At 65.6% G+C, this 23040-nt stretch carries 26 protein-coding genes and 1 tRNA gene; 4 read left to right on the forward strand and 23 right to left on the reverse strand.

Features of this window, described 5'->3' with window-relative positions:
- The first annotated feature begins 82 nt into the window (after nt 1–82).
- Nucleotides 83–166: transfer RNA gene (locus tag AC3WN8_RS19105), tRNA-Leu, on the forward strand.
- 31 nt (nt 167–197) lie between these two features.
- On the opposite strand, the gene AC3WN8_RS19110 is transcribed toward AC3WN8_RS19105, so the two are convergent.
- A complete protein-coding gene (locus tag AC3WN8_RS19110) occupies nt 198–1103 on the reverse strand; it encodes a LysR family transcriptional regulator (protein ID WP_492671062.1) in 906 nt (301 codons plus the stop codon).
- Between the two features lie 99 nt (nt 1104–1202).
- On the opposite strand from AC3WN8_RS19110, the gene AC3WN8_RS19115 reads away from it, so the two are divergent.
- The 3 genes from AC3WN8_RS19115 to AC3WN8_RS19125 are packed head-to-tail and all read left to right on the forward strand — an operon-like array spanning nt 1203 to nt 4250.
- Nucleotides 1203–2342, forward strand: coding sequence for an alanine racemase (locus AC3WN8_RS19115; RefSeq protein ID WP_492671063.1), 1140 nt, complete (start codon nt 1203–1205; stop codon nt 2340–2342).
- On the forward strand, nt 2342–2734 hold the full coding sequence (locus AC3WN8_RS19120) for a RidA family protein (RefSeq protein ID WP_492671064.1): 393 nt from the start codon (nt 2342–2344) through the stop codon (nt 2732–2734). The genes AC3WN8_RS19115 and AC3WN8_RS19120 overlap by 1 nt, the downstream gene beginning before the upstream one ends.
- Before the next feature lie 22 nt (nt 2735–2756).
- Nucleotides 2757–4250 carry a serine hydrolase domain-containing protein gene (locus AC3WN8_RS19125; RefSeq protein WP_492671065.1) on the forward strand — a complete coding sequence of 498 codons (1494 nt, stop codon included), beginning with the start codon at nt 2757–2759 and terminating at the stop codon, nt 4248–4250.
- A 46-nt stretch (nt 4251–4296) separates the two neighbouring features.
- On the opposite strand, the gene AC3WN8_RS19130 is transcribed toward AC3WN8_RS19125, so the two are convergent.
- The 22 genes from AC3WN8_RS19130 to AC3WN8_RS19235 form a co-directional block, all read right to left on the reverse strand.
- Nucleotides 4297–4659: a DUF983 domain-containing protein gene (locus AC3WN8_RS19130; protein ID WP_492671066.1), complete on the reverse strand. Its 363-nt coding sequence runs from the start codon at nt 4657–4659 to the stop codon at nt 4297–4299.
- Nucleotides 4660–4676: 17 nt separating this feature from the next.
- A complete protein-coding gene (locus AC3WN8_RS19135) occupies nt 4677–5681 on the reverse strand; it encodes an aldo/keto reductase (RefSeq protein ID WP_492671067.1) in 1005 nt (334 codons plus the stop codon).
- Nucleotides 5682–5690: 9 nt separating this feature from the next.
- Complete coding sequence (locus AC3WN8_RS19140; protein WP_492671165.1) at nt 5691–6698, reverse strand: LLM class flavin-dependent oxidoreductase; 1008 nt, start codon at nt 6696–6698, stop codon at nt 5691–5693.
- Between the two features lie 40 nt (nt 6699–6738).
- On the reverse strand, nt 6739–7179 hold the full coding sequence (locus AC3WN8_RS19145) for a DUF6628 family protein (RefSeq protein WP_492671068.1): 441 nt from the start codon (nt 7177–7179) through the stop codon (nt 6739–6741).
- Between the two features lie 588 nt (nt 7180–7767).
- On the reverse strand, nt 7768–9084 hold the full coding sequence (locus AC3WN8_RS19150; RefSeq protein ID WP_492671069.1) for a bifunctional folylpolyglutamate synthase/dihydrofolate synthase: 1317 nt from the start codon (nt 9082–9084) through the stop codon (nt 7768–7770).
- 14 nt (nt 9085–9098) lie between these two features.
- Entirely contained in the window at nt 9099–9953 is an 855-nt protein-coding gene (gene accD / locus AC3WN8_RS19155; RefSeq protein ID WP_492671070.1) for an acetyl-CoA carboxylase, carboxyltransferase subunit beta, read from the reverse strand.
- Nucleotides 9950–10765, reverse strand: a complete 816-nt coding sequence (gene trpA / locus AC3WN8_RS19160; RefSeq protein WP_492671071.1) for a tryptophan synthase subunit alpha — start codon at nt 10763–10765, stop codon at nt 9950–9952. Before trpA ends, accD begins: the two co-directional genes overlap by 4 nt.
- Before the next feature lie 121 nt (nt 10766–10886).
- Nucleotides 10887–12119, reverse strand: coding sequence for a tryptophan synthase subunit beta (gene trpB / locus AC3WN8_RS19165; protein WP_492671072.1), 1233 nt, complete (start codon nt 12117–12119; stop codon nt 10887–10889).
- Nucleotides 12116–12754, reverse strand: a complete 639-nt coding sequence (locus AC3WN8_RS19170; protein WP_492671073.1) for a phosphoribosylanthranilate isomerase — start codon at nt 12752–12754, stop codon at nt 12116–12118. The genes trpB and AC3WN8_RS19170 overlap by 4 nt, the downstream gene beginning before the upstream one ends.
- 7 nt (nt 12755–12761) lie before the next feature.
- Nucleotides 12762–13277 (reverse strand): GNAT family N-acetyltransferase, encoded by a 516-nt coding sequence (locus AC3WN8_RS19175; RefSeq protein ID WP_492671074.1) that lies wholly within the window; start codon nt 13275–13277, stop codon nt 12762–12764.
- 120 nt (nt 13278–13397) lie between these two features.
- Nucleotides 13398–13724 (reverse strand): hypothetical protein, encoded by a 327-nt coding sequence (locus AC3WN8_RS19180; protein ID WP_492671075.1) that lies wholly within the window; start codon nt 13722–13724, stop codon nt 13398–13400.
- Nucleotides 13725–13828: 104 nt separating this feature from the next.
- Nucleotides 13829–14500, reverse strand: coding sequence for a hypothetical protein (locus AC3WN8_RS19185; RefSeq protein ID WP_492671076.1), 672 nt, complete (start codon nt 14498–14500; stop codon nt 13829–13831).
- 135 nt (nt 14501–14635) lie between these two features.
- Entirely contained in the window at nt 14636–15277 is a 642-nt protein-coding gene (locus AC3WN8_RS19190; protein WP_492671077.1) for an SCO family protein, read from the reverse strand.
- A complete protein-coding gene (locus AC3WN8_RS19195) occupies nt 15264–15740 on the reverse strand; it encodes a copper chaperone PCu(A)C (protein ID WP_492671078.1) in 477 nt (158 codons plus the stop codon). The genes AC3WN8_RS19190 and AC3WN8_RS19195 overlap by 14 nt, the downstream gene beginning before the upstream one ends.
- Nucleotides 15737–15910 (reverse strand): hypothetical protein, encoded by a 174-nt coding sequence (locus tag AC3WN8_RS19200; RefSeq protein ID WP_492671079.1) that lies wholly within the window; start codon nt 15908–15910, stop codon nt 15737–15739. The genes AC3WN8_RS19195 and AC3WN8_RS19200 overlap by 4 nt, the downstream gene beginning before the upstream one ends.
- Before the next feature lie 105 nt (nt 15911–16015).
- Nucleotides 16016–16414: a hypothetical protein gene (locus AC3WN8_RS19205; protein WP_492671080.1), complete on the reverse strand. Its 399-nt coding sequence runs from the start codon at nt 16412–16414 to the stop codon at nt 16016–16018.
- A gap of 278 nt (nt 16415–16692) precedes the next feature.
- Nucleotides 16693–18663, reverse strand: coding sequence for a WG repeat-containing protein (locus AC3WN8_RS19210; protein WP_492671081.1), 1971 nt, complete (start codon nt 18661–18663; stop codon nt 16693–16695).
- A gap of 37 nt (nt 18664–18700) precedes the next feature.
- Entirely contained in the window at nt 18701–19069 is a 369-nt protein-coding gene (locus AC3WN8_RS19215) for a PH domain-containing protein (protein WP_492671082.1), read from the reverse strand.
- A 78-nt stretch (nt 19070–19147) separates the two neighbouring features.
- Entirely contained in the window at nt 19148–19561 is a 414-nt protein-coding gene (locus AC3WN8_RS19220) for a hypothetical protein (protein ID WP_492671083.1), read from the reverse strand.
- Between the two features lie 57 nt (nt 19562–19618).
- Nucleotides 19619–20293, reverse strand: coding sequence for an orotidine-5'-phosphate decarboxylase (gene pyrF, locus AC3WN8_RS19225; protein ID WP_492671084.1), 675 nt, complete (start codon nt 20291–20293; stop codon nt 19619–19621).
- Nucleotides 20290–20619 carry a lipopolysaccharide assembly protein LapA domain-containing protein gene (locus AC3WN8_RS19230; RefSeq protein ID WP_492671085.1) on the reverse strand — a complete coding sequence of 110 codons (330 nt, stop codon included), beginning with the start codon at nt 20617–20619 and terminating at the stop codon, nt 20290–20292. Before AC3WN8_RS19230 ends, pyrF begins: the two co-directional genes overlap by 4 nt.
- Before the next feature lie 56 nt (nt 20620–20675).
- Nucleotides 20676–22988, reverse strand: a complete 2313-nt coding sequence (locus tag AC3WN8_RS19235) for a patatin-like protein (RefSeq protein ID WP_492671086.1) — start codon at nt 22986–22988, stop codon at nt 20676–20678.
- Between the last annotated feature and the right edge of the window lie 52 nt (nt 22989–23040).

Genomic DNA, 23040 nt, shown 5'->3' on the forward strand with positions numbered 1-23040 from the left:
TTCTGTTCTGGAAATCGGCCGGACGTTCGCCTATAGGCTCCGCACCATCGATCAGTGCCCGTAGAGCGTGCTGGTTGGCGACGCGGGCGTGGCGAAATTGGTAGACGCACGGCACTCAAAATGCCGCGACATTGTCATGTCGGTTCGAGTCCGACCGCCCGCACCAATCCATTCATCGTCGCTGATATGAAGCCGCCTCAGTTGCGCCAGGGCACGGGGCGCAGCGCGCGCCGGAGCAGGTTCAGGAAATCGGCGACGCGTGCCGATCGTACGCCCCGCCGGCCGAGCAGGGCGGTGATGTCGGCATCGGCAAGCGTCCAGCCGGGCATGAGCTGCACGAGCTGTCCGGTCGCGATCTCGTCGGCGACGTCCCATTCGGACCGCACGGTGATGCCCAGCCCCGAGAGTGCCAGCTTTTTGGTGACCTCACCGTCATTGCTCGTCAGGCAGGGGATGATCCGGACACTCGACTGTTCGCCCTGCGGGCCGCTGAAGCGCCAGAGCGTTACATCCTCGTCATTCTCCCGGAGCGCGATGCAGCGATGGTCGCGCAGCGTGGACGGCTCGGCCGGCACGCCATGTCGCTCGAGATAGGCCGGTGCCGCGCACAGCAGGCGGCGATTGGGCGCGATGACGGTCGCGACCTGATCGCTGTCGCGAATCTCGCCGATCCTGATCAGTATGTCGCAGGCGGAAACGAGCCCAACGCCCGGTCGGTCGGACAGAGTGAGATCGACATGCACATCGGGGCGCGTCGCATGATAGCGCGCGACGAGCGGTGCCATATGGCGGCGGCCGAAGCCGAAAGGCGCGACCAGCCGCAACTGGCCCGACACCGTGCCGCGTCGCTCCGCCAGCTCCTCCTGCAGAGACGACAGCCTCGTCAGAATGTCGTTCGACCGGTCGAGCAGCAACGCGCCATCGGCGGTGATGCGGAGGCCCTTGCCATCGCGTTCGACCAGCCTGAGCCCCAGCCTGCGTTCGATCTGGGCAAGTCGCTGGCTGACTGCGGGCGGCGTCACGCCCAGAGTGCGTGCGGCGGCCGCGAGCGACGGCGACGCGCCGATGGTGGCGAATAATTCGAGGTCGTCGGCGGACAGCATTAAGGTTCAGCTTAATCCATCAATTAGCCGATGTCACATGGCAGTGGCCGCGCCTGATAGTAGAAGCTGTCGCGATCCAGCATCGATGAAAGGTGATCCATGACGGAGCAAATCGGCACATTGCAGACGCCTGCGCTGCTGCTCGATCCCGACCGGATGTCGCGCAACATCGAACGGATGCGCGCCAAGATGGCCGGGCTCGGCGTCGCTCTTCGCCCGCATGTGAAGACCGCCAAATGCCTTGAAGTGATCGGGCGGATGACGGGCGCGCAGTCCGGCGCGGTCACGGTCTCGACGCTGCAGGAGGCCGAGCAGCTGGCCGCGGCGGGCTATACCGACATCGTCTATGCCGTGGGCCTTACGCCCAACAAGTTCGAGCGGGTCCGCGCGCTGCGCCGCACCGGTGTCGATCTGAAGGTGATTCTCGACAGCGTCGGGACGGCCGCCGCGCTGGCCGCCAGCGGCGCGGTCGACGACAGCCCCGTCCCGGTGCTGATCGAAATCGATTCCGATGGACATCGGGCGGGCGTGAAACCGCATGATCGTGACTTGCTCGGCGCGATCGCGACGCAACTGACCGGTGGTGCCCGTCTGGCGGGTGTGCTGACGCATGCCGGCGAAAGCTATTCGGCACGATCGCATGCGGAAATCCGCGACTATGCCGTGCTCGAGCGCGACGGGGCGGTGAATGCGGCGGAAATCCTTCGTGATCTTGGACATGCGGTCGACATCGTCAGCATCGGTTCGACCCCCAGCGTGCTCTATTCGGAGGATATGGCCGGCATCACCGAGGCGCGTGCGGGCGTCTATGTGTTTTTCGACCTGGTGATGGCGGGCATCGGCGTCTGCGCGATCGACGACATCGCACTGTCGGTGCTTGCCAGCGTCAACACCGTCCAGACCGAGCGTGGCCGCTATGTCGTCGATGCCGGCTGGACCGCGATGTCGCGCGATCGTGGAACCGCGTCGCAGCCCGTCGATCAGGGTTATGGCGTGGTCTGCGACGTGCATGGCAATCCCTATCCCGACCTGATCATGACCGAGGCCAATCAGGAACATGGCGCGATCGCGCTGCGCCCCGGCAGCACGGCGACATTGCCGAAGCTGGCCGTCGGCGATCTCGTCCGCATCGTGCCGAACCATGCCTGCGCGACAGCCGGGCAGCATGCCGGCTATCTGGTGACCGACGAGGCGAAGAATGCCATCGTCGATCGCTGGTTGCGTTTTGGAGGTTGGTGATGACCGATATTGTTCCTGTTTTTCCGTCCGACGTTCCGCCCCCGGGGGGGCATTATTCGCCCGGGATCGTCTTTGGCGATCTGGTCTTCGTGTCGGGGCAGCTCCCGGTTTCCGAGACTGGCGATCATGCGCTCGCCAAGGCCGATTTTGAAGCGCAGGCGCGGCAGGTGTTCCGCAATCTGCTCGCGGTGCTGCGTGCGGCAGGTGCCGGCGTGGAGGATGTGCTCAAGGTGACGCTCTATGTCTCCAGCGTCGAGCATTGGGGGCAATGCAACACCATCTATGCCGAGATCTTCGGCGCGTATCGTCCGGCGCGCGCGGTGGTTCCGACCGGTCCGCTGCACCATGGTTATCTGATCGAAGTGGAAGCAATCGCCCGCAAGCCGGCGTGACGGGGCTTCAGGAGATGTAACGATGATCCGTAGGTCGCACGCTGTCTTCATGTTCGCTTCGGCCCTGTTCGCAGTGGCGGCGTCTGCCAGCGATGGCGATACGGTGGCGACCGGCCTGCGGCCGGCGGTGCATATTGCAGGCACCCCGGAAACCCGCTGGACCGTGGCGGAGCGTATGGCGGTTCATGGCGTGGCCGGCACCAGCGTGGCGGTGTTGCGCGACGGCAAGCTTGCCTGGGCACGCGGATATGGCGTGTGCCAGGCGGGGAAGCCTGAGCCGGTGACCGCCGAGACGATGTTCTCGGTCGGATCGCTCAGCAAGGTCGGCACCGCGGCCGTTGTGCTGCGCATGGTCGACGAGGGGCGGCTCGATCTCGATCGTGACGTCAACGACTATCTCAAGCGCTGGAAGGTTCCGGCAAGCCCGCTGGCGCAGGGGCGTGCGGTTACGCTGCGCCGCCTGTTGTCCCACACGGCGGGGCTCAATGTGCATGGCTTTCCGGACTATCAGCCGGGCGCGGCGCTCCCCACCATCATCGATACGCTGGAGGGGCGCCCGCCGTCGCGGACCGAGGCGGTGCGCACGGTCTACACGCCCGGCACGCAATTCCGCTATTCGGGTGGCGGCGTGACGATCGAACAGCTCGTCGTCGAAGACGTGCTGGGCGTCGATTTCGAGACGGCGGCCAGGCGCTATCTGTTCGGGCCGCTGGGCATGACGCGCAGCACCTATCGCCAGCCGCTCGATCCCCGGTTCGGCGATATCGCGATGGCACATGACGCGAAGGGCAGGCCGACCGCGCTGCCGCGCGGCTATGAGACGATGCCGGAAACCGCGGCGTCGGGCCTGTGGACCACGCCCAGCGACTATGCCCGGATGGTCGCGGCGTTCATCGCATCCTATCGTGGCGCGCCGGGCGCATTCCTCAGCCGGGCGCTGGCGGAGCAGATGATGACTGAAGTGGCGCCGGGCACGGTCGGCCTGGGGCCGTTCGTCGAAGGCCATGGTCTGACGCGCCGTTTCCATCACGGCGGATCGAACGACAGCTACCGCGCATGGATGGAGGGCAATCTGGCCAGCGGCAATGGCGCGGTGATCTTCACCAACGGCACCGACGGTGCGCGGCTCTATCCCGAGATCCGGCGCGCGGTCGCCGCCGCGGAGGGCTGGCGGGACACGGGTGTCGAGGATCTGCCGGCAGTGACGCTGCCCGTCCAGCGGCTGGCCGAATTGCAGGGCAGCTATCGCCTGCAGCCGTCGCCGGGCGTGCTCGGAGAGAGGATGCGCATGCAGGCGCCGATCCCGGTCGTTTATGTTTCGGTGGTCGACGGTGCACTCAGGGTCGGCCGCGCCGCCGGCAGCGGCGATGTTCTGGTGCCGGCCGACCGCAGCAATTTCATCTTCTTGGGCGATGCGGACCGCTGGGTCGAATTCGTGACGGGCGGGGACGGCAAGATCGAGCGGATGATCATGCGCAACAATCTGTCGGCGATCGAAGCGGTGCGCGAACCCTGAGCTTTGAATGTTTCGATTTCTCTGGTCTTGCAGATCGCGCCGAGGCTCAGGCCGAACCGCTGCTGCCGACCGCGGAAAGCGCACCCAGCACTGCGCCCTTGATATGCGGCAGCGCGACCAATGTGGCGCCGATCATCGCCGGCAACACGATCGCGAGCGACTGCCATAGCGGCATCAGCCACAATGGCTCGATCAGCAGGATCGGCGCGAGCACGAGATGGCCGACCAGCAGCACGGTGAAATAGGATGCGGCATCGTCGACGCGGTGGCGGCCATTGTCCTCGCCGCAATGCGGGCATGTGGCATGGACCTTGAGATAGCCGCGGAACAACGGACCCTCTCCGCAAATCGGGCAGCGCTTGGCGAAGCCATGCTTCATCCGCGCGAGGAAAGGACCACCCTTGCTCATCTCGCTTCCCCCTTCGCTCAGCCGAGCTCACCGGGGAAGGTTTCGGTACCCACCATCGCCTGCATCTCGGCGCTGTAACGCCCGCCATGGACGGCGTCGCCGAGAAAGAGCGCGTCGACCTGCGACAGGATTTCCGAAGGCGGGGCATGGTCGGCCGCCGCGAGATTCTCTTCCAGATGGGCGATGCTGCGCGTGCCGGGAATCGGCACGATTGTCTCGTGGCGCGAAAGCACCCAGCAGAGAGCGAGTTGGGCCGGGGTCATGCCCGCTTCGGCGGCAAGCGCCTCGAACCGGGTGACCGCCACCAGATTGTGGCTGAGATGCGGCTCCAGGAAGCGTGGCAGTTGGTTGCGCATGTCGCCCTTTTCATAGGCTGCCATGCGCACCGTGCCAGTCAGCATGCCGCGTCCGACCGGCGAAAAGGCGAAGAAGCCGATGCCGAGTTCGCGGCAGGCGTCGAGCACCGCGATCTCGGGATTGCGCACCCAGGGCGAATATTCGCTCTGGACCGCGGCGATCGGGTGGACCTGATGGGCGCGCCGGATCGTCGGTGCGGACATTTCGCTCAGGCCGATCGTGCGGATCTTGCCGGCTTCGACCGCGCGCGACAATTCGCCGACCGATTCCTCGATCGGCACCTGCGGGTCGGGCCGGTGGAGGTAATAAAGATCGACATGGTCGGTGCCGAGCCGGGCGAGCGCATCGTCCAGCGTCTTGCGGATCGCCTCCGGACGCGCGTCCAGCACGCGTTTGCCGTCGACGGCATCGAGAACGCATTTGCTGGCCAGGGTGAATTCCGACCGGCGATGCATCACGGCGCGATTGAGCAGTCGCTCATTGCCGCCGACGCCGTAGATCGCGGCGGTGTCGAGAAAGGTGCAGCCGAGATCGAGCGCGCGGTTGATCAGCCTGATCGACTCGTCGTCGCCGGGCGGTGGGCCATAGCCATGGCTGAGATTCATGCAGCCCAGCCCGATGGCCGAGACGGTCAATGGCCCGATGCGGCGCGTATGTGTCGACATGGCCGTGCTTCAGCAGACCGGTGTGTCGACGGCAAGGCTTTCGCGTATTTCGGCGGCGATCGAGAAGGAGCGCTTGCGCGCATCATGATCGAACATCTGGCAGGTGATGATGAGTTCGTCCGCACCCGTCCGTTTCAAAAATGCCGCGACCTGGCGTTGCACGGTTTCGGGCGATCCGACCGCCGATGCCTGGAGGACATGGTCGAGCATGGTGCGCGCCTGGGGCGGCAGGGTATCGCGATAGCCGGGTAGGGGCGGGGGCAGCTTGCGCGGATTGCCGGTGCGCAGCGCGACAAAGGCCTGCTGCATCGAGCTGGCAAGCAGCTCCGCCTCGGCATCGCTGTCCGCCGCGAAGATATTGAAGCCGAGCATGACATAGGGGGCGTCGAGTTGCGCCGACGGCATGAAGTTGCGGCGATAGAGCGCGATCGCCTCGTCCATGTCGCCCGGCGCGAAATGCGATGCGAAGGCGAAGGGCAGGCCGAGTGCCGCGGCTAGCTGGGCGCCGAACAGGCTCGATCCCAATATGTAGAGGGGCACATCCTCGCCATTGCCCGGTACCGCTTCGATGCCGATGCGCGGATCGCCAGCGAAATAGGCCTGCAGCTCGACCACGTCGCGCGGGAACTGGTTGGCGTCGGAATTGAGATTGCGGCGCAGCGCTTGAGCCACGCGCATGTCCGATCCCGGCGCGCGGCCCAGGCCCAGGTCGATGCGGCCGGGATGGAGTGCCGCAAGCGTGCCGAACTGTTCGGCGATCACCAGCGGCGAATGATTGGGCAGCATGATCCCGCCGGCACCGATCCGGATCGTCGACGTGCCGTCGGCGACATGGGCGAGCGCGACCGCGGTCGCGGCGCTCGCGATCCCCGCCATGCCGTGATGCTCGGCCATCCAGAAGCGCTTATAGCCCAGCGCTTCGGCATGGCGCGCAAGATCGCGTGAGTTGGCGAGCGCGCGGCCCGCATTGCTGCCCTCGACGATCGAGGAGAGGTCGAGGACCGAAAAGGGTATCATGGCGCGGATATGGGGTGCCACCATATCGGCGGCAAGCGCATCATGAATCGTAGAGCGAAAGCGGCTTGCCGAGATCGAAGAAGGATTGCGCGACCGCCTGGGCGGTGGTGAGCACGCCGAGCGTATCGGGCGTCCCCATCAATTCGCCGAGCAGCGCATTGGCGCGGGGCGCATCCTCCAGCCCGGCCTCGATCGCGGTCAGCAGATCCGCTTCATGGCGCGTCATCCGCGTGCAGCAGCATGGGGCGACCATCACCGTCAGCGACGACGCGCGCGCGATCTCCGCCATCATCGCCCGGATGAGCACCAATGGTCGGCGATAGCCCAGCCCGAAATGCGCGAACATGGCATGGGCGGCATGGGCGTCATCCAGGCCATGCACCGCGATACGCCGCACCGCGAACAGCAGGATCCGGTCGCTCCGGCCGCTGGGGAGCGGGCGGGTGGAAGTGGAAAGATCGTCGGTATTGTGATCTGACATCGCGCTATCCTCGCTGATAGCGCCATCATGGCACCAGCTTATTGCAAGTCAATATCAATAGCGACTCTGTCGGAGGGATTTCGGCGCAGATGAAAAACGCTTCCCCACTGTCATCCCCGCCTCCGCGCACTGCTGTCCGGGATTTTACTGTCAGAATTTTCTCGCGGGTCCGATAAATCCCGAGAGGATGCCCACGAACTTACCGTCGAGACATGATCTGGACTGGGAGGGCCAAACCTCTCCTCCCTACGCGCAGCGTGGGGAGGGGGACCACGACGCGAAGCGGCGCGGTGGAGGGGAGTTTCGATGCGTCATTTCCCGCCGCAACGAGCAGAAATTGCGGGATAACGTCGCCGAAAACCGTGCGTGGCGTCAGCATCGCATTTCCCCTCCACCACCACGGCTCACGCCGTGGCGGTCCCCCTCCCCATCTTCGATGGAGAGGAGAAAATCCCGCCATCGCGCATCCCGAATAAAATCCCGGACACCAGTGCGTCTCCGCGGGAATGACAAAAGATGCGTCAATCCAGCCGGATCAATCCCTGATCGCGCGGCGCCCGATCCATCGAATGCCAGGCCGATCGCGTCTCAGGTCGGAATCTGGCCGTTCGCGGCAAGGACCTCGCCCGCAAGATAGAGCGATCCCAATATCAGCACCTGCGCCGGCCCGGCATCGTCGTCGGCGATCCGGCGCAGCGCGGCCGCGACGTCGGTTGCGGGCTGGGACGGAATGCCGAGCGCCGTGCCGATGCGCGCGAGATCGGCGGGCGCGTGATGCTCGTGATCGGGGACGGTCACGGTCTGCAGGCTCGCCGCGATCCCGGCAAAGGGAGACAGCAGGCCCTGTGGATCCTTGTTGGCGAGCATGCCCAGGATGATGTGGAGCCCGGTCGTGCCGGCTTCCCGGAAATGCGCGGCGATGGTCTCGCCCGCGGCCGGATTATGGCCGCCATCGAGCCAGAGCACGGCATCGGCCGGGAGCAGGTCGCGCAGCGGCCCGGCTTCGAGACGCTGGATGCGCGCCGGCCATTCGGCCCAGCCGGTCGCGGCCTTCAGCGCGGCGTCGGGAATGACGATGGAGTCCTGGTGTCGCAGCATCGCGAAAGCGAGCGCCGCATTCATCGCCTGATGCGCACCCGGCAGGCGGGGCAGCGGTGCCTCGACCTTGCCGCGCGAGTCGCGATAATGGAGGCGATCCTGATAGATTGCTGCGTCCCATGCATCGCGCCGGGCGAGGACCGGCGCACCCGCGCTTGCCGCAACCGTGGCGACTCGCGCGGCGAGCGCCGCGCGATAATCCATGGTGACGAGCGGTACGCCGGATTTGGCGATCCCCGCCTTTTCGCCGGCGATCTCGACCTCGCTCGCCCCCAAGAACGCCTCGTGATCGATACCGAGTTGCGCAATGCCGCAGGCGACCGGGTGGCGCAGGGCATTGGTGGCGTCGAGCCGGCCGCCGAGTCCGACCTCGATGACGCAGGCATCGGCCGGATGGCGCGTGAAGGCGAGAAAGGCGGCCGCGGTCGTCGCTTCGAAGAAGCTGGGCTGGATGTCCTCGGAGCAGTCGAGCACCTCGGCGAGCAGCCGCGCGAGTTCGGCATCGTCGATCAGCTGACCGGCGATCCGGATGCGCTCGTTGAAACGGACGAGATGCGGCGAGCTGTAGACATGGGCGCGCAGCCCCGCCGCTTCGATCGCGGCGCGCAGGAACGCGCAGGTCGATCCCTTGCCGTTGGTGCCCGCGACATGAAAGACCGGTGGAAGCTTTTCCTGCGGATTGCCGAGGCGTTCGAGCAGCGCGGTGATCCGCTCGAGCCCCAGAATGTCGCGGCCGGGCGACAGCATCGTCAGCCGATCGAGCTGACGCTGGACGGCGGGATCGGCGGAGCGAGCGGAATCAGCCATGTCGGGGCCTATGGTCAGGCGGCGGCCCGATCCCCGCACAGATATCCGATCAGCCGGCCAAGCGTGGCGGGCAGGTCCTTGCGTTCCGCCACCATGTCGAGCATCCCGTGAGCGAGCAGATATTCGGCGCGCTGGAAGCCTTCGGGCAGCTTTTCGCGGATCGTGCTTTCGATCACGCGCTGGCCGGCAAAGCCGATCAGCGCATTGGGTTCGGCGATCTGGACATCGCCCAGCATCGCATAGGATGCGGTGACTCCGCCCGTGGTGGGATCGGTCATCACAACGATATAGGGCAGGCCGGCTTCGCGCAGTTCGGCGATGGCGACCGTCGTGCGCGGCATCTGCATCAGCGACAATATGCCTTCCTGCATGCGCGCGCCGCCGGCCGCGGTGAAGATGACATAGGGTGCGCGCTCCTCGATCGCGGCACGGATGCCCGCGACGAACGCCGCGCCCACGCCGAGCCCCATCGATCCGCCCATGAACGCGAAATCCTGCACGCCGACGACGGCGCGATGCCCCTGGATCGTGCCGATGGCGTTGAGCAGCGCATCGACCTCTCCGGTGGCGGCGCGCGCGGCCTTGATGCGATCGGTATATCTCTTCGAATCGCGGAACTTCAGCGGGTCGTCCGCCACTTTCGGGTTCGGCACCGCACGATAGCGGCCTTCGTCGAAAAGCTGGGCGAAACGGATCTTCGGGCCGATGCGCCCGTGATGCCCGCATTTGGGGCAGACCGACAGATTTTCCTCATATTCCTTGACGAAGATCATCTGCGCGCAGCCCGGGCATTTGTGCCAGAGATTGTCGGGGGTTTCGCGCTTGGCGATGAAGGGGATGGCGTTGCGGACGCGGTTGATCCAGCTCATGCTGCGAGCTCCTTTCGTGCGGTCGCGAGTGCCGCGGCAAGCGACGCGACATAATGTCTGACCGGCCCGGCGGCGTCGGCACCATGGGTTTCGACCAGTTCGACGATCGCCGAGCCGACGACGACGCCATCGGCGACGCGGCCGATCGCGCCGGCCTGTTCGGGAGTGCGGACGCCGAAGCCGACCGCGACGGGCAAGTCAGTCGCCGCCTTCAGATGCGCTACGGCCGCCTCGACACTGGCCTGTGCCGCCTGTTGCAGCCCGGTGATCCCTGCGACCGAGACATAATAGAGAAAGCCCGACGCGCTTTCGAGCACGGCGGGCAGCCGCGCGACGTCGGTCGTCGGCGTGGCGAGGCGGATCAGGTCGATGCCCGCGGCGCGCAGCGCCGGGCCGAGCGCGTCGTCCTCTTCGCTCGGGATATCGACGCAGATCACGCCGTCGACCCCGGCATCGCGCGCAGCCGCGGCGAACCATTCGGGGCCGCGGCGGACCATCGGATTGGCATAGCCCATCAGCACCAGCGGCGTATCGGGATGGCGGGCGCGAAAGCCGCGCGCGATGTCGAGGATCGCGGCGGTCGTGACGCCTGCGCCGAGCGCGCGGAGATTGGCGCGCTGGATCGCCGGCCCGTCGGCCATCGGATCGGTGAAGGGCATGCCCAGCTCGATCACATCGGCGCCGCCGGCAACGAGCGCGTCGAGGACCGCCGCGGTGCCGTCGGGCGAGGGATCGCCGGCGGTGACGAAGGTCACCAGTGCTGCGCGGTTGTCCGACGCGGCACGAGCGAAAGCACTGCTCAACCTGCTCATCAGCATCCCCCCGTCATTCCAGCGAAAGCTGGAATCCATGCAGTGTCGACGGCAACAGTGATGTGGTTGAGATCGCATGGACCCCAGCTTTCGCTGGGGTGACATTGTGTGGGGACTGACATCACAATTCCACTCCCAGCGCCTGGGCGACGGTGAAGATGTCCTTGTCGCCCCGCCCGGACAGGTTGACGATCACGATCTTGTCCTTTGCCATGCCGGGCACGATCCGTTCGGCGGCGGCCAGCGCATGCGCGGATTCGAGTGCGGGAATGATCCCCTCCAGCTTGCACAGCCGCTGGAAGCTCGCCAGCGCCTCGGCATCGGTGACGGGTTCGTAGCGGACCCGGCCGATATCGTGCAGCCAGGCATGTTCGGGGCCGATCCCCGGATAGTCGAGCCCCGCCGAGATCGAATGCGCCTCGGTGATCTGGCCGTCCTCGTCCTGGAGCAGATAGGTGCGGTTGCCGTGGAGCACGCCGGGCACGCCGCCCGCGATGCTCGCCGCATGACGATCGGTATCGAGCCCGTCGCCCGCGGCCTCGACGCCGACGATCTCGATATCCTTGTCGTCGAGGAATGGATGGAACAGTCCGATCGCGTTCGATCCGCCGCCGACCGGCGCGATCAGCATGTCGGGCAGGCGCCCTTCGGCCTCCAGGATCTGCGCGCGCGCCTCGGTGCCGATCACCGACTGGAAATCGCGGACGAGCTCGGGATAGGGATGCGGACCGGCGACGGTGCCGATAATGTAGAAAGTGTCGTGGACGTTGGCGACCCAGTCGCGCAGCGCCTCGTTCATCGCATCTTTCAGCGTCTTCGCGCCCGATTCGACCGCGCGGACTTCGGCGCCGAGCAGCTTCATGCGGAACACATTGGGCTGTTGGCGCGCGACATCGACCGCGCCCATGAAGATGGTGCAGGGCAGGCCGAACAAAGCGGCGACGGTCGCGGTGGCGACGCCATGCTGGCCGGCGCCGGTCTCGGCGATGATCCGCGTCTTGCCCATGCGGCGCGCGAGCAGGATCTGGCCGACGCAATTGTTGATCTTGTGCGCGCCGGTATGATTGAGCTCTTCGCGCTTGAGATAGACCTTCGCGCCGCCGAGCGCTTCGGTCAGCCGCTCGGCGAAATAGAGCGGGCTCGGACGGCCGACATATTGCCTGAGCAGATATTCGAATTCGTCCCTGAACGCCGGATCCTGCTTCGCCGCGCGATATTCGCGCTCGAGGTCGAGGATCAGCGGCATCAGCGTCTCGGCGACATAGCGTCCGCCGAACTGGCCGAAATGCCCGCGTTCGTCGGGCTGGGTGCGGAGGGAATTGGCGCTTCCCGCGGGGGTGTGCTGAACTGTCATGATGCGGCCACGGCTTTAAGGAATGCCGCGATCTTGTCCACATCCTTGACGCCCGGCGCGGATTCGACGCCCGAAGATGTGTCGACCAGCGCGGCGCCGGTCATGCGGATCGCTTCGCCGACATTGCCGGCGTCGAGGCCGCCCGAAAGTGCCCAGGGCAGCGGATGCGCAAAGCCTTCGAGCAGCTTCCAATCGAAACGCAGGCCCATGCCGCCGGGCAGCAATGCGGCGTCGGGTGTCTTCGCGTCATAGAGGATGTAATCCGCCGCACCGCGGAAACCGGCAGCGGGCGCGAGATCGGCGGCGGTGCGCACCGGCACCGCTTTCCACATTTCCAGCCCCGTACGCGCCTTTATGGCGGCGGTGCGGGCCGGTGTTTCCTTGCCATGGAGCTGAAGCGCGTCGAGCCCGGCCGCGATCGCGGCATCGAGCAGCGCATCGTCGGGGTCGACGAAAACGCCGACCTTGCGGACATGCCCCGGCACGCGCGCTGCCAATGCCCGCGCCTGGCCGAAATCGAGATTGCGGGGGCTGGGCGCGAAGAAGACGAAGCCGACATGGCTTGCGTCGTTGGCGATGGCGGCGTCGAGCGCGGCCTCGGTCGACAATCCGCAGATCTTGGCTTGGGTCGGCATCGGATCCTCAGGGCAGCGGCTTTTCGAGCACGGTCATGAACAATGGCGGCGTCACAGCGATCGGAAAGTCGCGACGCTCGCCGGTCACGCGATAGCCCCGGCGCTCATAATAGGCGACCAGTTCGGTGCGCGCCTCGATCACCGTCATTTCCATGGTTGCGGCGCCGAACCGGTCGCGCGCGATATCTTCCGCCGCGCCGATCAGGCGCCGGCCGAGCCCGGCCGCCTGCAGCCGCGGATCGACGCAGAGCAGGCCGAGATAGCAGCGGCCTGCGCCACGATCGGTGACCTGGACGCAGCCGGCGATCTCCGCCCCGGCCTCGGCGACCAGCAATTGCGTGCCGGGCGTGTCGAGAATGGCGCGGAGCGAGCCCAGGTCGGTGCGCTGGCCATCGAGCAGATCGGCCTCATGCGTCCAGCCTGCATGCGCGGCGTCACCGCGATAGCCGCGCTCGATCACGGGGTGGAGCATCGCAAGGTCGGCGAATTCCGCGGCACGGATGGCAAGCGAGGCGATAGTCATTGCGCGCCCTTACCATCCGGACTTGTAGCCGCAAGTCCGAGCAGCCGTTCCGGCAGGTGGGATGAGGCACCGCGACGGAGCTGGCGCTGCGCAAGGTTCATCGTACGAGAGCCCAAGCGATCAGTGGGTGGTGCCGAGGCCATATTCATGATTCAGGTCGAGCAGATGGTGGCCGAATATCGTATCCCGTTTCAGGTCGATCACGACGACCACGAACACATTGGGATCCTGCGTAACCACCAGAACATGATCGAAGCTGCCATGTGCGTTGCGATAGGCGGCCTCTACGCAACCCTCGACAATCCTGTTTCCGAACAATTGGTCGATCGGGATATTCGAGACATAGGGCCAGATGTCGATGACATTCGTCGCGCAGGCCAGCCCATCGCGCATCGGGGCGGCGACGGTTGCCTGGAATTCGTCGGCGTCGAGCAGTCTGGTCCGCATGGGGCGATCCGGATCGGGAGGGCCCGCCGATATAGCGGGTGCGGGCGGAAGCGGCCAGTCGCGGACGCCGATCATGGTCAAAAGCTGCGATCGGAGAGCCGGTTCTACAGGCCCAGCACCATCACGCTGATCGCCGAATTGAGGAGCGATGCGACAAGCCAGGTCCCCAGCGCGCTGCGGATCGCCGGGAAAGCCCGGAGGCGTGCCTGTTTACGTAGCCAGGCTGCCTCCACGCCGACATACCAGGCGACGGCGGCAAGGCTGATTGCCAGCCCGGCAATCTGCGCCTCCAGGCTGTGCGCACGCGCCAGGATCGCCCCGATGCCGATCGCCAGGGCAGCCGGCGCCGCGATATAGCATTGCGCGAAAAAGGGCTTCCGGAGCGTCTCGCGGTCGAGCGGCAGTTTCTGCCGTTTCAGCCGGCGCATTGCGAACATCAGCGGATAGATGGCGAACAGGATCGATCGCAGGATCAGCAGATTCTGCTCGGACGCCATCAGATCCTTGCCGATGCTGGTCGTCGGCGCAGGCAGCGCCTGATGCGATGCCACTTCGATGGCGTGCGACAACAGGATGGTGATCATCAGGAACAGCGGCGGGCTGAGCAGATCGGTGAACTGCTTGTCCGGCTGGTCGGTCATCTCGATCTCGGAATAGCGCAATATGTCGAGCGGATGACGGATCGCGCGCCACAGCGTCCTGGGATAGAAGACCAGCCAGGACATCACCTCGTAGAGGAATTCCTCCAGCGAGCGGACGATGCGCAGGAAATCCATCCATCACTCCCTATCGGCGCGGCATTGCGCATGCTCCGGGCGAAACACGTTCCTCCAATGCAGGCGATCTGGCAATGGTGACGGCCGGCCGCGCGATCCGCCTTTGCGTGGGCAGCGCGCGACCGGCGCGGGGGATCAGGTCTCCACGATCGCGCGCCTCAGCTTCTCGATCGCGATCCGGTCGTTTTCCTGGTGATCGATCGTCGTCACGAACCGTCCCTTGCGATCCATCAGGAAGATCGAGGCGGTATGGTCGATCGTATAGTCGCCACCCTCCATCGGCACTTTCGCATAATAGATGTGGAAGGCCTTCACGATCCGCGCGATCTGTTCGTCGGTGCCGGTCAGGCCGATGATCGGTGTGCCGAACAGCTCCACATAGCGTCCGATATCTTCGCGCTTGTCATGGCCGGGATCGACCGAGACGAAGACGATGTCGAACTTGCCGCCGTCGGGGCCAAGCTGCTTGCGAAGCTGCGCCATGCGGTTGAGCGTGGTGGGGCAGACATCGGGGCAGCGGGTGAAGCCGAAGAAGATCGCATAAGGCCGTCCGCGCAGACTCTTGTCGGTGACGGTGCGGCCGGTCTGGTCGGTCATGGCGAAGTCGCCGCCAAATGCGGCGGCATAGGCATCGGCGGGCGTGGGCGTCCGCTGCAGGCTCACGACATAGAGTGCGCCGCCGCCGATCGCGGCGAGCAGCACGAGCCCCCAAAGCATAATGCGGAGACGGCCAAGCCTGGAGCGCTCGGGTGGCGGGGGCGGATCAATGGCGTCCATGGCTCGCCTCCGGTCCGGTCGCGCCCACCGGCTGGACGTGCAGGCGGACGGCGATGCTGCCTGCATTCTCGAAACGCAGCGTCACCGGCACCGATGCACCCGGCGCGAGCGGTGCTTTCAGCCCGATCAGCATGATGTGATAGCCGCCGGGTTTCAGCGCGATGCTGCCGCCCGCCGGGATCGGCAGGCCACCGGTCACCGGCCGCATGCGCATCACGCCGCCCGCCATCGACATGCTGTGGACTTCCACCTTGGCGGCAGCGGGCGAAGTGCCGCCGAGCAGCCGGTCGGCTGCCTTGCCGCGATTTGCGATGGTCAGGAAGCCGGCGCCATTGGACTGGCCCGGGGCCGTCTGGCGCGACCAGGGTTGCTCGATCGAGATCGTGCCCTGGCGGACGGTTTGTGCCGTCAGCGGCGCTGTCGCCGTTGCGGCAAGCGCGAGCGGCATGATGAGATATTTCATGAATTTCCTTCCTGTTGCGAGGTCGCTGCCGCGTTCGGCACCGGCATGTCGTTGATGGCGGCGTCGCCGATGCGCGCGATCGTGCAGGCGGCGATCAGCAGCCAGCTCGACCGGCGGATGCGCCGCAGACGTGCGATAAAGGCGCCGGGCGCCTCTGAAGTGGTGAACATCGATGTGCTTTCGCCCATGCCGCCCCGGACAAGAGACGGTGCAGCGCATGGCCGGGCCATACGCGGTTCTGCGGCGATCGGAGATGCGGGGCGCCGCGCGGCCGGTCAGGCGTGGGCGGGCGGCCCAAGCGCAGGTGGCGGCGGCGCGGCTAGGCGATGGACAACCAGATCGGCGATCGCGCGCGGCTGCGGCGGACGATGGCCGCTATCGGAACGGAATGCGAATTCGACCGGTGCGGGTTCGACAAGGCCACCACCCAGTCCGGCGGCAAAGGCGCATGGCGCTTCGGCGGATTTGTGATCGCCGGAACGGTCGTCCTTGCGCTCGATGGGAAGAAAGACCTTGGCGATTCCCTGCCCGGTGCAGAGCGAAACGAAGACGCCCTGCGCGGACTGGACGGGCATGAAGCCCATCGGCACTGCCGCGCGGATCGCGAGCGCACAGATCAGCAGCAGGGCGAACAGGCCCCGCGCCTGGCGCGACTCTCGGATCCGGGCGATCATCGGGGTGGCCTTAGCGCGGCGTTGGCATCTGTCGATTGGTCATCTTGTCCTACCGTTCGAGGCGCGGATGGCCGCCAAGGGGCGGCATCAATCTCTGGGCTGGAAGATCCGACCCGTTGGAAGTGGATCGCATCTCCCAGCTCTTGCAAACAGCGACTTGGAGACGGTCGTTCACCAGCAGCGTGCCGCTGCGGTTGCCGCGCTAAATATATCTGCAATATTCCTCTAGGCGCCAGTGATGGGGTACCGTCTTGGAGCAGTGGCGGGGCATAGTCGCATCAAACGCCTCCGGATTGATAGGCTTCAACCTTGGGCCGCGAGGATGCGTCGATGCCTGGCCGTCGCAGCCGATAGATCCAGGCGGCGGCGAGGAGGATCGCGATCGACCCACCGATCAGCACGCGGAAGCCCCAAACTTTTATCGTCGCGGGTGGGAGGCGAGGCTCGGACGACCATCGGGGCGGACCGGCGCGTTTGCCGGCCAGGTGGTCCAGGAAGGCACGTGTCCACAATACGCTGTTTTCGTAGGGATCTTCGTCAAAAAACTCCGGCCGACTATGAGACGCGGTGATGGGATAAAATTCCTCGCGACAGCCCAGCGCCGTTCGCCTGACCCCATCGGGCCCGATCGGACACCAACTGCTGCCGTACGATGTAGCCGTCCATGATATGCCCTGTTCGAAGCAGGAGAGCGCACGGTATCGTGGGCCGATCACGACATGGCCTTTGCCATCTTCGAAACCCCAAAGGCCGCGCCGTTGGAAGAGGCGTAACCCGCCTGGGCAAGTGAGCGATCGCCTGGGATCCGGCCGCCGCGCCGGTGGGCGCGCGACGGGTTTGGCATGGGTATCGATCCAGCGGGCGGCATCGCCGTCGCCCACCCTATAGATGCCCGCGTCTTCTGGCGTTAGCCGGTCGAAGACGGGTGGCGCGGTGAATCGGCCCTGTCGATTGATGATGCCCCATTTACCGCCCGTTCGAACGGGTATGAAACCATCGCGGAAATCATACTGAGCCTCGAAGCCGTCCGGGCCGCCGATCAGGCGACCATCCTGCGAGATAATATTCGATCTGCCGCCGCGTCGGACGGTGAGTGCTTTGTCACAGCGCCGCGCACCATAGCCGTGATCGAACCTGCCGATCAGTTTGCCCGACACGTCGTGCCGGATTTCGTCCAGATCACCCCGCCGAATAACGGTGAGGCCGCCAGGGCAGCGCAGCAGGCGTTCGCCGTCGAGTTGATCAGGCAGAAGCGCGCCGTTCGACGCGATGCTGTACCATTTACCGCCGGCCTGCACACGCGGCAGCCTGTCGGGGCCAGAGAGATCGACCTTGTCGAAATAGCGATGGGCCAGCAGCGTTCCGTTAGGATGGACGATCGCTTCGCCCAGATTTTGGCGGGCGTCCTCAGGACTAGCGGGGTCGCGCTTCACGGCGATGCCATAGCGGCCACGCCAGTGCAGATGGTCGAACTGCAAGGGGATAACGAGACTGCCGTTGCGATCGACCGCGCCGGAGCGGATAGCATCGCGGCGATCCGTCTGGCCATCAGGCACGCCGCTCACCACGGCGAGCGTGTCCTCCAAGCTTTGGACGTGCCGGTAGCGCGGGCGGACCTGCCATAAACCATCGGCGCGGATCAGACCCCATTTTTCGCCAGTGACGCGATCGTTCACTGCCGCCCAGGCAAGGCCGCGGCCTGGCGTATCGAACCGGCTGAAGCTTAGATTTCGCGCGGTCAGCCAGCCCTTGGTGATATGGTACAGCCCCGCACCGTTCCGTTGATAGGCCATCGGATCGGGAAAGCCGGACAGCGATCCGTCACGCACATCGCTCGTCGCATAACGGGGGCGCCGGGGTGCTGCGATGAAACTGTCAGCGCTGAACGGCATGATCCGGTCGAAATTCGGGTGTACCGCAAAGCGCCCGGCGCGATTGATGATGCCCGATCCCCGGCCGGTCCGAACCTCTGCATGTCCGCGAAGGAACGGCCCCGCCGCCCGGTAGCGCGCGGGGATGACGAGCTTGCCCGATCGGTCAACATAGCCGAAGCGCCCATCGATCCTCACGGCAGCGAGCCCCTCGCTGAAATCCTGAGCGATCTCGAAGCGGAAGGGGATGCGCTGAATGCCGCTGTCCCGCTCGACATAGCCGCACAGCCGGAAGGGGCCGCCGCAGCGAGGCGTCAACTGCGCGGCCGGATCGGGCGGAGGCGCGGCGAAACCCGATAGCGTAAGGCTCAAAAGCACGACCGTCGTGGCGTGCGCGATCGCATATCGATGGAGTTTAGAGAACAAAGCCGCCGATGATCCGTGCGATTTCGATAAGATTGGTTTCTCCGGTGAATTCGAACTTCACCTTGCCGAGGCCGGAGAAATACATTTCAAGTTCGGAATCCAAGTCGAAGGATCCAGCGGTTTCTACAGAGAATACCACGACCTTGCTGTAGGGCAGCGACGTATAGTCCTTTTTTCGGCCTGTGATGCCCTGCACGTTGACCGCGATGATGCGTTTGTCGGTAAAGACAACGCCGTCACGCAGTGCCTTGAATGCACTGATGATGTTCTCGCCTGGAAGGAGCAGGCTAGCAACCATGCCCGCATATTCGTTATTCTGCTTCAGTTTGAAGATCGAACCGTTCTGAAAGTCGATCATGTGCCCTCGCTGTTTTGAACACGCCGCTGGTCCCACGATCTTCGGTTGCCCGCAACGGCGCTTTGCTCGGGAATGGAGCTATTGGGTCGGCCTGCAGCGCATTGTGCTGAGGCTGTGCCGGCGGCGACCATGCGGGGGGATGTGTTCCAGGGTCAGGCCCTCGCGTAGGCCCTTGGAAACGAAGCGGGCATGGCAGGATATACGTGCAGGGGAGGGCTCGTCGCGAAACATATCCGTGCCGCCGATGCGGACAAGGGTGAAGCTGCAACGATACCCTGTGCTGCGTGGGCGGCATACAAGATCCAGGATGCGCATCTCCGGCGGGGTCGGGTTCTCGCTTGCGTTCTGATACCAGGCGCCGGCGACCTGATCACCGGTCCCGATAATCGTGTTGATGAGCAGGTCGTTCCAGATCGCTTCCTCAAAGTGCTCCTGAGGCGGCGCGAGTGGTGAGGCTGGTGCTGCCGCCGCGACCAGGAGCGTGATGAGCATCAAAAGCGCTGAAAATCCCTTTTGCAGCTATGGGCTGATTGGCGATCGCTCCAGGCTTTAAAGCGTGGCTTCGATCTCGCGCGCCGCCAGATCCGGATCTTCGGCCTGGGTGATGGGGCGGCCGACGACGAGCACCGATGCGCCGGCGTCCAGTGCGGCGCGGGGCGTCATCACGCGTTTCTGGTCGCCGATCGGGCCGCCCGGCGGCCGGACACCGGGAACCACGAAATAACCGCCGGGCCATAATTTCCGCGCCGCGGCGACTTCGTTGCCCGAACAGACCACGCCGTCGAGCCCGGCTTCGCGGGCAAGTGCGGTCAGGCGCATGACCTGCTCGTGCGGATCGGCGGCAAGGCCGACCGAGGATAGATCGTCGCCGTCGAGGCTGGTCAGCACGGTGACGCCGACCACTTTGGTGCCCAGCGGTGCCGCGGCCTTGGCGTCCTCCATCATCGCACGGCCACCCGAGGCATGGACGGTGATGATCGCGGGTTCGAGCGGGCGCAGCGCCTGCACCGCCTTTGCGACGGTGTTGGGGATGTCGTGGAATTTGAGGTCGAGGAAGATCGGCAGGCCGAGCGTCGCCATCTCACGGATGCCGGCGCGACCGTTAGCCGAGAAGAATTCGAGCCCGAGCTTGATGCCGCCGACATGGTTGCGGACGCGGGTGGCGATCGCCTTGGCGCGTTCGATGTCGGGCGTGTCGAGCGCGACGTAGATCGGGCTGCTCATGCAACCCCCGGCGGCACGGCGGTGGGAATCGACGCTGGCGGGATCGATTCGCGCGCCTCGGGTACCGCGGGGACGATGCCGCGCGCCTCGTTCAGTGCGCGCTCCATGCTTTCTAGCCGTTTGCGCAGGCGCCAGCGCGTCGCGCGATGGATGATCAGCATCGGCACCAGTCCGACCAGAAATGCGCCGACCATCAGCACCGGCAGCTTCGAATCGACCTGGACGTCTCCCCACAGTTCGAGCGTGACGGGCGTCCAGTTGCCCAGCGAGAAGACGACGGCGACCACGGCCAGAATCACCCAGAAGATCGTCTTCAAAAACTGCATGCCGATGATCCTGCCGGTAACGGGAGAACAACATTAGGCCGGATGTCCCTTCGGACTCAAGCCGGAGGAATCTCGGTACGCAGCTTGCGGAACAGTTCGGGCACTGCGGTCAGCCTTTCTTCCTCTTCGTCGAGGATGGCGAGGAACGCCGCCCGCTTGAGCGATGCGGCCTCGCCCGGCTGCAGCGTCCGGCCGGCGGGAAGGCTGGACAGCAATATGTCGATCAGCCTGTCGGCGCCGTGAAGGCGACCCCAGAGATAGTCGTTCTCGCGATAGGCACGACTGAAGAAGGCGCCGAAGCTGTTGAACTGGATGCCCTTCAGCGTCGCTTCCGCGCCGCCCTCGCGGATCGCCGTCGCATCGTCGGGCGAGATGCGGTCGACCTTGACGGGTTCATATTCGTCGAGCCCTTCGCCCTGGAGCAAGGGCAGGGTGGAAATATCGTAATAGGGAAAGCCGAGATAGGCGAGGAGCATGGGGCGGCGCTGCTCCTTGGGCAGTGCCGCCAGCGCCTCGGCGATGCGTTCGTCGGTCATGTCGTCGATCGCCCGCAGGTTGCGCGCGGCGGCGAGGGTGTCGAGCGCGCCCTGCGGATTCTCCACCGCCTGCGCGGCGGCTTCGCGTACCGCCATCGGATAGAAATCGCGCATCTCACGGTCGAGATAGAGCGCCAGGCAATGATAGATCGCATCGCGCATGCCGTCGATTGCCGCCGCCGGCGCGATCTCCGCATCGGCCAGTGCGGTCAGCCGGCGTGCCAGCAGTCGCAGGCGACGGACGCGGAAGCCCAGATCATGCGAGCGGAAAAAATCGATGGCCGCCTGGGTGGCGCCGCTGCGGCCGCTGATCCGGTCCAGCCCGCTCGTCTGGAGCGCGCCCCAGACCGCGTCGTCCAATGTGGCGCGAGAGACGCTGCCATGCTGGCCCGACAATGCGAACAGCATCGACACCGTCTCTTCCACCACGCTGGACAGCTTGAGGTGGCCATAGGCGGGATAGGCATGGCCCGCCGATTTTGCCGCGCGGTCCTGCGCCTTGGCGCGCCATGCGCGCAGGCGCGCCGGGGTGGGGCGGTCGAGGAACAGGGTGATACCGAACAGCGATTCGATCGATTCCTCGACCTCGGGGCGCAATGCCTCGATGACGCCGCGCATTCGCCGGATCCGGCTGGAGCGCAGCTCGATCTCCTCCAGATTGTCGCGGATCGGCTGGCTGCGCGGCAGGTTGGACAGTGCGCCGAAGATCGTGCCGAAAAAGCCGGGTAGCGCATCCTCGCCCGCGCCCTGGGGCAGGCCGATGCTGCGGATGCCGGGCTTGGGATCGATATAGACGAAGCGGCGATCGACTTCGCGCCGGGCCGGCCGGTTCTTGAGCGCGTCGATCGCGGGCCTGAACGGCGCATTGGCAAGCACCGATCCGTCGATCAGCACTGTGCGATCGAGCATCTCGGCAGCGCTTTGGCGCGGCAAGGCACGTTTGAGGAATGCCGTGCGTCCCGGCCAATCGCGCTTGCGCGAGGCCAGGACGGTATCGAGCTCACCGACGGTGAAGGGCGGGAAGGCGCCCGGAAAGCTCGCGGTCGCGCGCGCCGCAAAGGCGAGTTCGGCGGCATGGCCGATACCGCGCGCATCGCGGTCGCGGTCGGAGAAGCCGAGCACCAGCCGATGCTCGGTCTCCACCACTTCGGGCGGACTGTTGAGCCGCAGCCGTTCGGGATGGCCGTGGAAATCGGTCACTGTGACGAACAGGTCGAGCGGCTGGCTGTCGGGTAGCAGGCGCGGCCCCCGTTCCGAAGCCGCCATCGCGTCGAGCGCGTCGATCAGCAGGTTGACGAAGCCCGGCCCGCCAAAGGGCGGGGCGAACCAGCGGGCCCGCACGAAGCTGGAGAGTTTCGACTTCACTTCGTCGCGGGTCTCGGGATCCACTGTCTGGTCGACGGTGCCGCCGGGTTTGTTCGCGGCCATCCAGGCGATCGGCGTCGCCCAGAATTTGGTGAGGCGGCTCAAGGGGCGCGCATCGGGGTCGAGCAGCTTCTCGACATCCGCGCATTCGAGCCACAAGGCGGTCAGGGGTTCGAGTGACTGGCCGGTCGAGATCGCCTGGGCGAGGAAGATGCCGTTGATCCCGCCGGCCGATGCGCCCGCGACGATATCGGCGAACACGCGCATCCGTACGCCCGCTTCGGTTTCGATGAGTTCGAGCAGGCGGTGATAGACACCCTGCGTTCCGGATTCCGCGGGCTTGCCGTCGAGGAAGTTACGGCTGGCGCGCGCGAGCTTCCAGATCTCCTTGGTGATGCCGTGCATATACACTGCGAGCGAGATGCCGCCGTAGCAGACCAGCGCCAGCCTGAGTTCCTTCTCCCGCATCGCCGCGATGGATGACAGGGGCGAGGCGGAAAGTCGAGCACAGGCCGGTTTT

This window comes from Sphingobium sp. FW305-3-2-15-F-TSA7, from assembly GCF_058787155.1.

Excerpts from the sequence above, each read along its gene's own strand:
- AC3WN8_RS19110 (WP_492671062.1), bottom strand. The coding sequence starts at position 1,103 with ATGCTGTCCGCCGACGACCTCGAATTATTCGCCACCATCGGCGCGTCG.
- AC3WN8_RS19115 (WP_492671063.1), top strand. The coding sequence starts at position 1,203 with ATGACGGAGCAAATCGGCACATTGCAGACGCCTGCGCTGCTGCTCGAT.
- AC3WN8_RS19120 (WP_492671064.1), top strand. The coding sequence starts at position 2,342 with ATGACCGATATTGTTCCTGTTTTTCCGTCCGACGTTCCGCCCCCGGGG.
- AC3WN8_RS19125 (WP_492671065.1), top strand. The coding sequence starts at position 2,757 with ATGATCCGTAGGTCGCACGCTGTCTTCATGTTCGCTTCGGCCCTGTTC.
- AC3WN8_RS19130 (WP_492671066.1), bottom strand. The coding sequence starts at position 4,659 with ATGAGCAAGGGTGGTCCTTTCCTCGCGCGGATGAAGCATGGCTTCGCC.
- AC3WN8_RS19135 (WP_492671067.1), bottom strand. The coding sequence starts at position 5,681 with ATGTCGACACATACGCGCCGCATCGGGCCATTGACCGTCTCGGCCATC.
- AC3WN8_RS19140 (WP_492671165.1), bottom strand. The coding sequence starts at position 6,698 with ATGATACCCTTTTCGGTCCTCGACCTCTCCTCGATCGTCGAGGGCAGC.
- AC3WN8_RS19145 (WP_492671068.1), bottom strand. The coding sequence starts at position 7,179 with ATGTCAGATCACAATACCGACGATCTTTCCACTTCCACCCGCCCGCTC.
- AC3WN8_RS19150 (WP_492671069.1), bottom strand. The coding sequence starts at position 9,084 with ATGGCTGATTCCGCTCGCTCCGCCGATCCCGCCGTCCAGCGTCAGCTC.
- accD (WP_492671070.1), bottom strand. The coding sequence starts at position 9,953 with ATGAGCTGGATCAACCGCGTCCGCAACGCCATCCCCTTCATCGCCAAG.
- trpA (WP_492671071.1), bottom strand. The coding sequence starts at position 10,765 with ATGAGCAGGTTGAGCAGTGCTTTCGCTCGTGCCGCGTCGGACAACCGC.
- trpB (WP_492671072.1), bottom strand. The coding sequence starts at position 12,119 with ATGACAGTTCAGCACACCCCCGCGGGAAGCGCCAATTCCCTCCGCACC.
- AC3WN8_RS19170 (WP_492671073.1), bottom strand. The coding sequence starts at position 12,754 with ATGCCGACCCAAGCCAAGATCTGCGGATTGTCGACCGAGGCCGCGCTC.
- AC3WN8_RS19175 (WP_492671074.1), bottom strand. The coding sequence starts at position 13,277 with ATGACTATCGCCTCGCTTGCCATCCGTGCCGCGGAATTCGCCGACCTT.
- AC3WN8_RS19180 (WP_492671075.1), bottom strand. The coding sequence starts at position 13,724 with ATGCGGACCAGACTGCTCGACGCCGACGAATTCCAGGCAACCGTCGCC.
- AC3WN8_RS19185 (WP_492671076.1), bottom strand. The coding sequence starts at position 14,500 with ATGGATTTCCTGCGCATCGTCCGCTCGCTGGAGGAATTCCTCTACGAG.
- AC3WN8_RS19190 (WP_492671077.1), bottom strand. The coding sequence starts at position 15,277 with ATGGACGCCATTGATCCGCCCCCGCCACCCGAGCGCTCCAGGCTTGGC.
- AC3WN8_RS19195 (WP_492671078.1), bottom strand. The coding sequence starts at position 15,740 with ATGAAATATCTCATCATGCCGCTCGCGCTTGCCGCAACGGCGACAGCG.
- AC3WN8_RS19200 (WP_492671079.1), bottom strand. The coding sequence starts at position 15,910 with ATGTTCACCACTTCAGAGGCGCCCGGCGCCTTTATCGCACGTCTGCGG.
- AC3WN8_RS19205 (WP_492671080.1), bottom strand. The coding sequence starts at position 16,414 with ATGATCGCCCGGATCCGAGAGTCGCGCCAGGCGCGGGGCCTGTTCGCC.
- AC3WN8_RS19215 (WP_492671082.1), bottom strand. The coding sequence starts at position 19,069 with ATGATCGACTTTCAGAACGGTTCGATCTTCAAACTGAAGCAGAATAAC.
- AC3WN8_RS19220 (WP_492671083.1), bottom strand. The coding sequence starts at position 19,561 with ATGCTCATCACGCTCCTGGTCGCGGCGGCAGCACCAGCCTCACCACTC.
- pyrF (WP_492671084.1), bottom strand. The coding sequence starts at position 20,293 with ATGAGCAGCCCGATCTACGTCGCGCTCGACACGCCCGACATCGAACGC.
- AC3WN8_RS19230 (WP_492671085.1), bottom strand. The coding sequence starts at position 20,619 with ATGCAGTTTTTGAAGACGATCTTCTGGGTGATTCTGGCCGTGGTCGCC.
- AC3WN8_RS19235 (WP_492671086.1), bottom strand. The coding sequence starts at position 22,988 with ATGCGGGAGAAGGAACTCAGGCTGGCGCTGGTCTGCTACGGCGGCATC.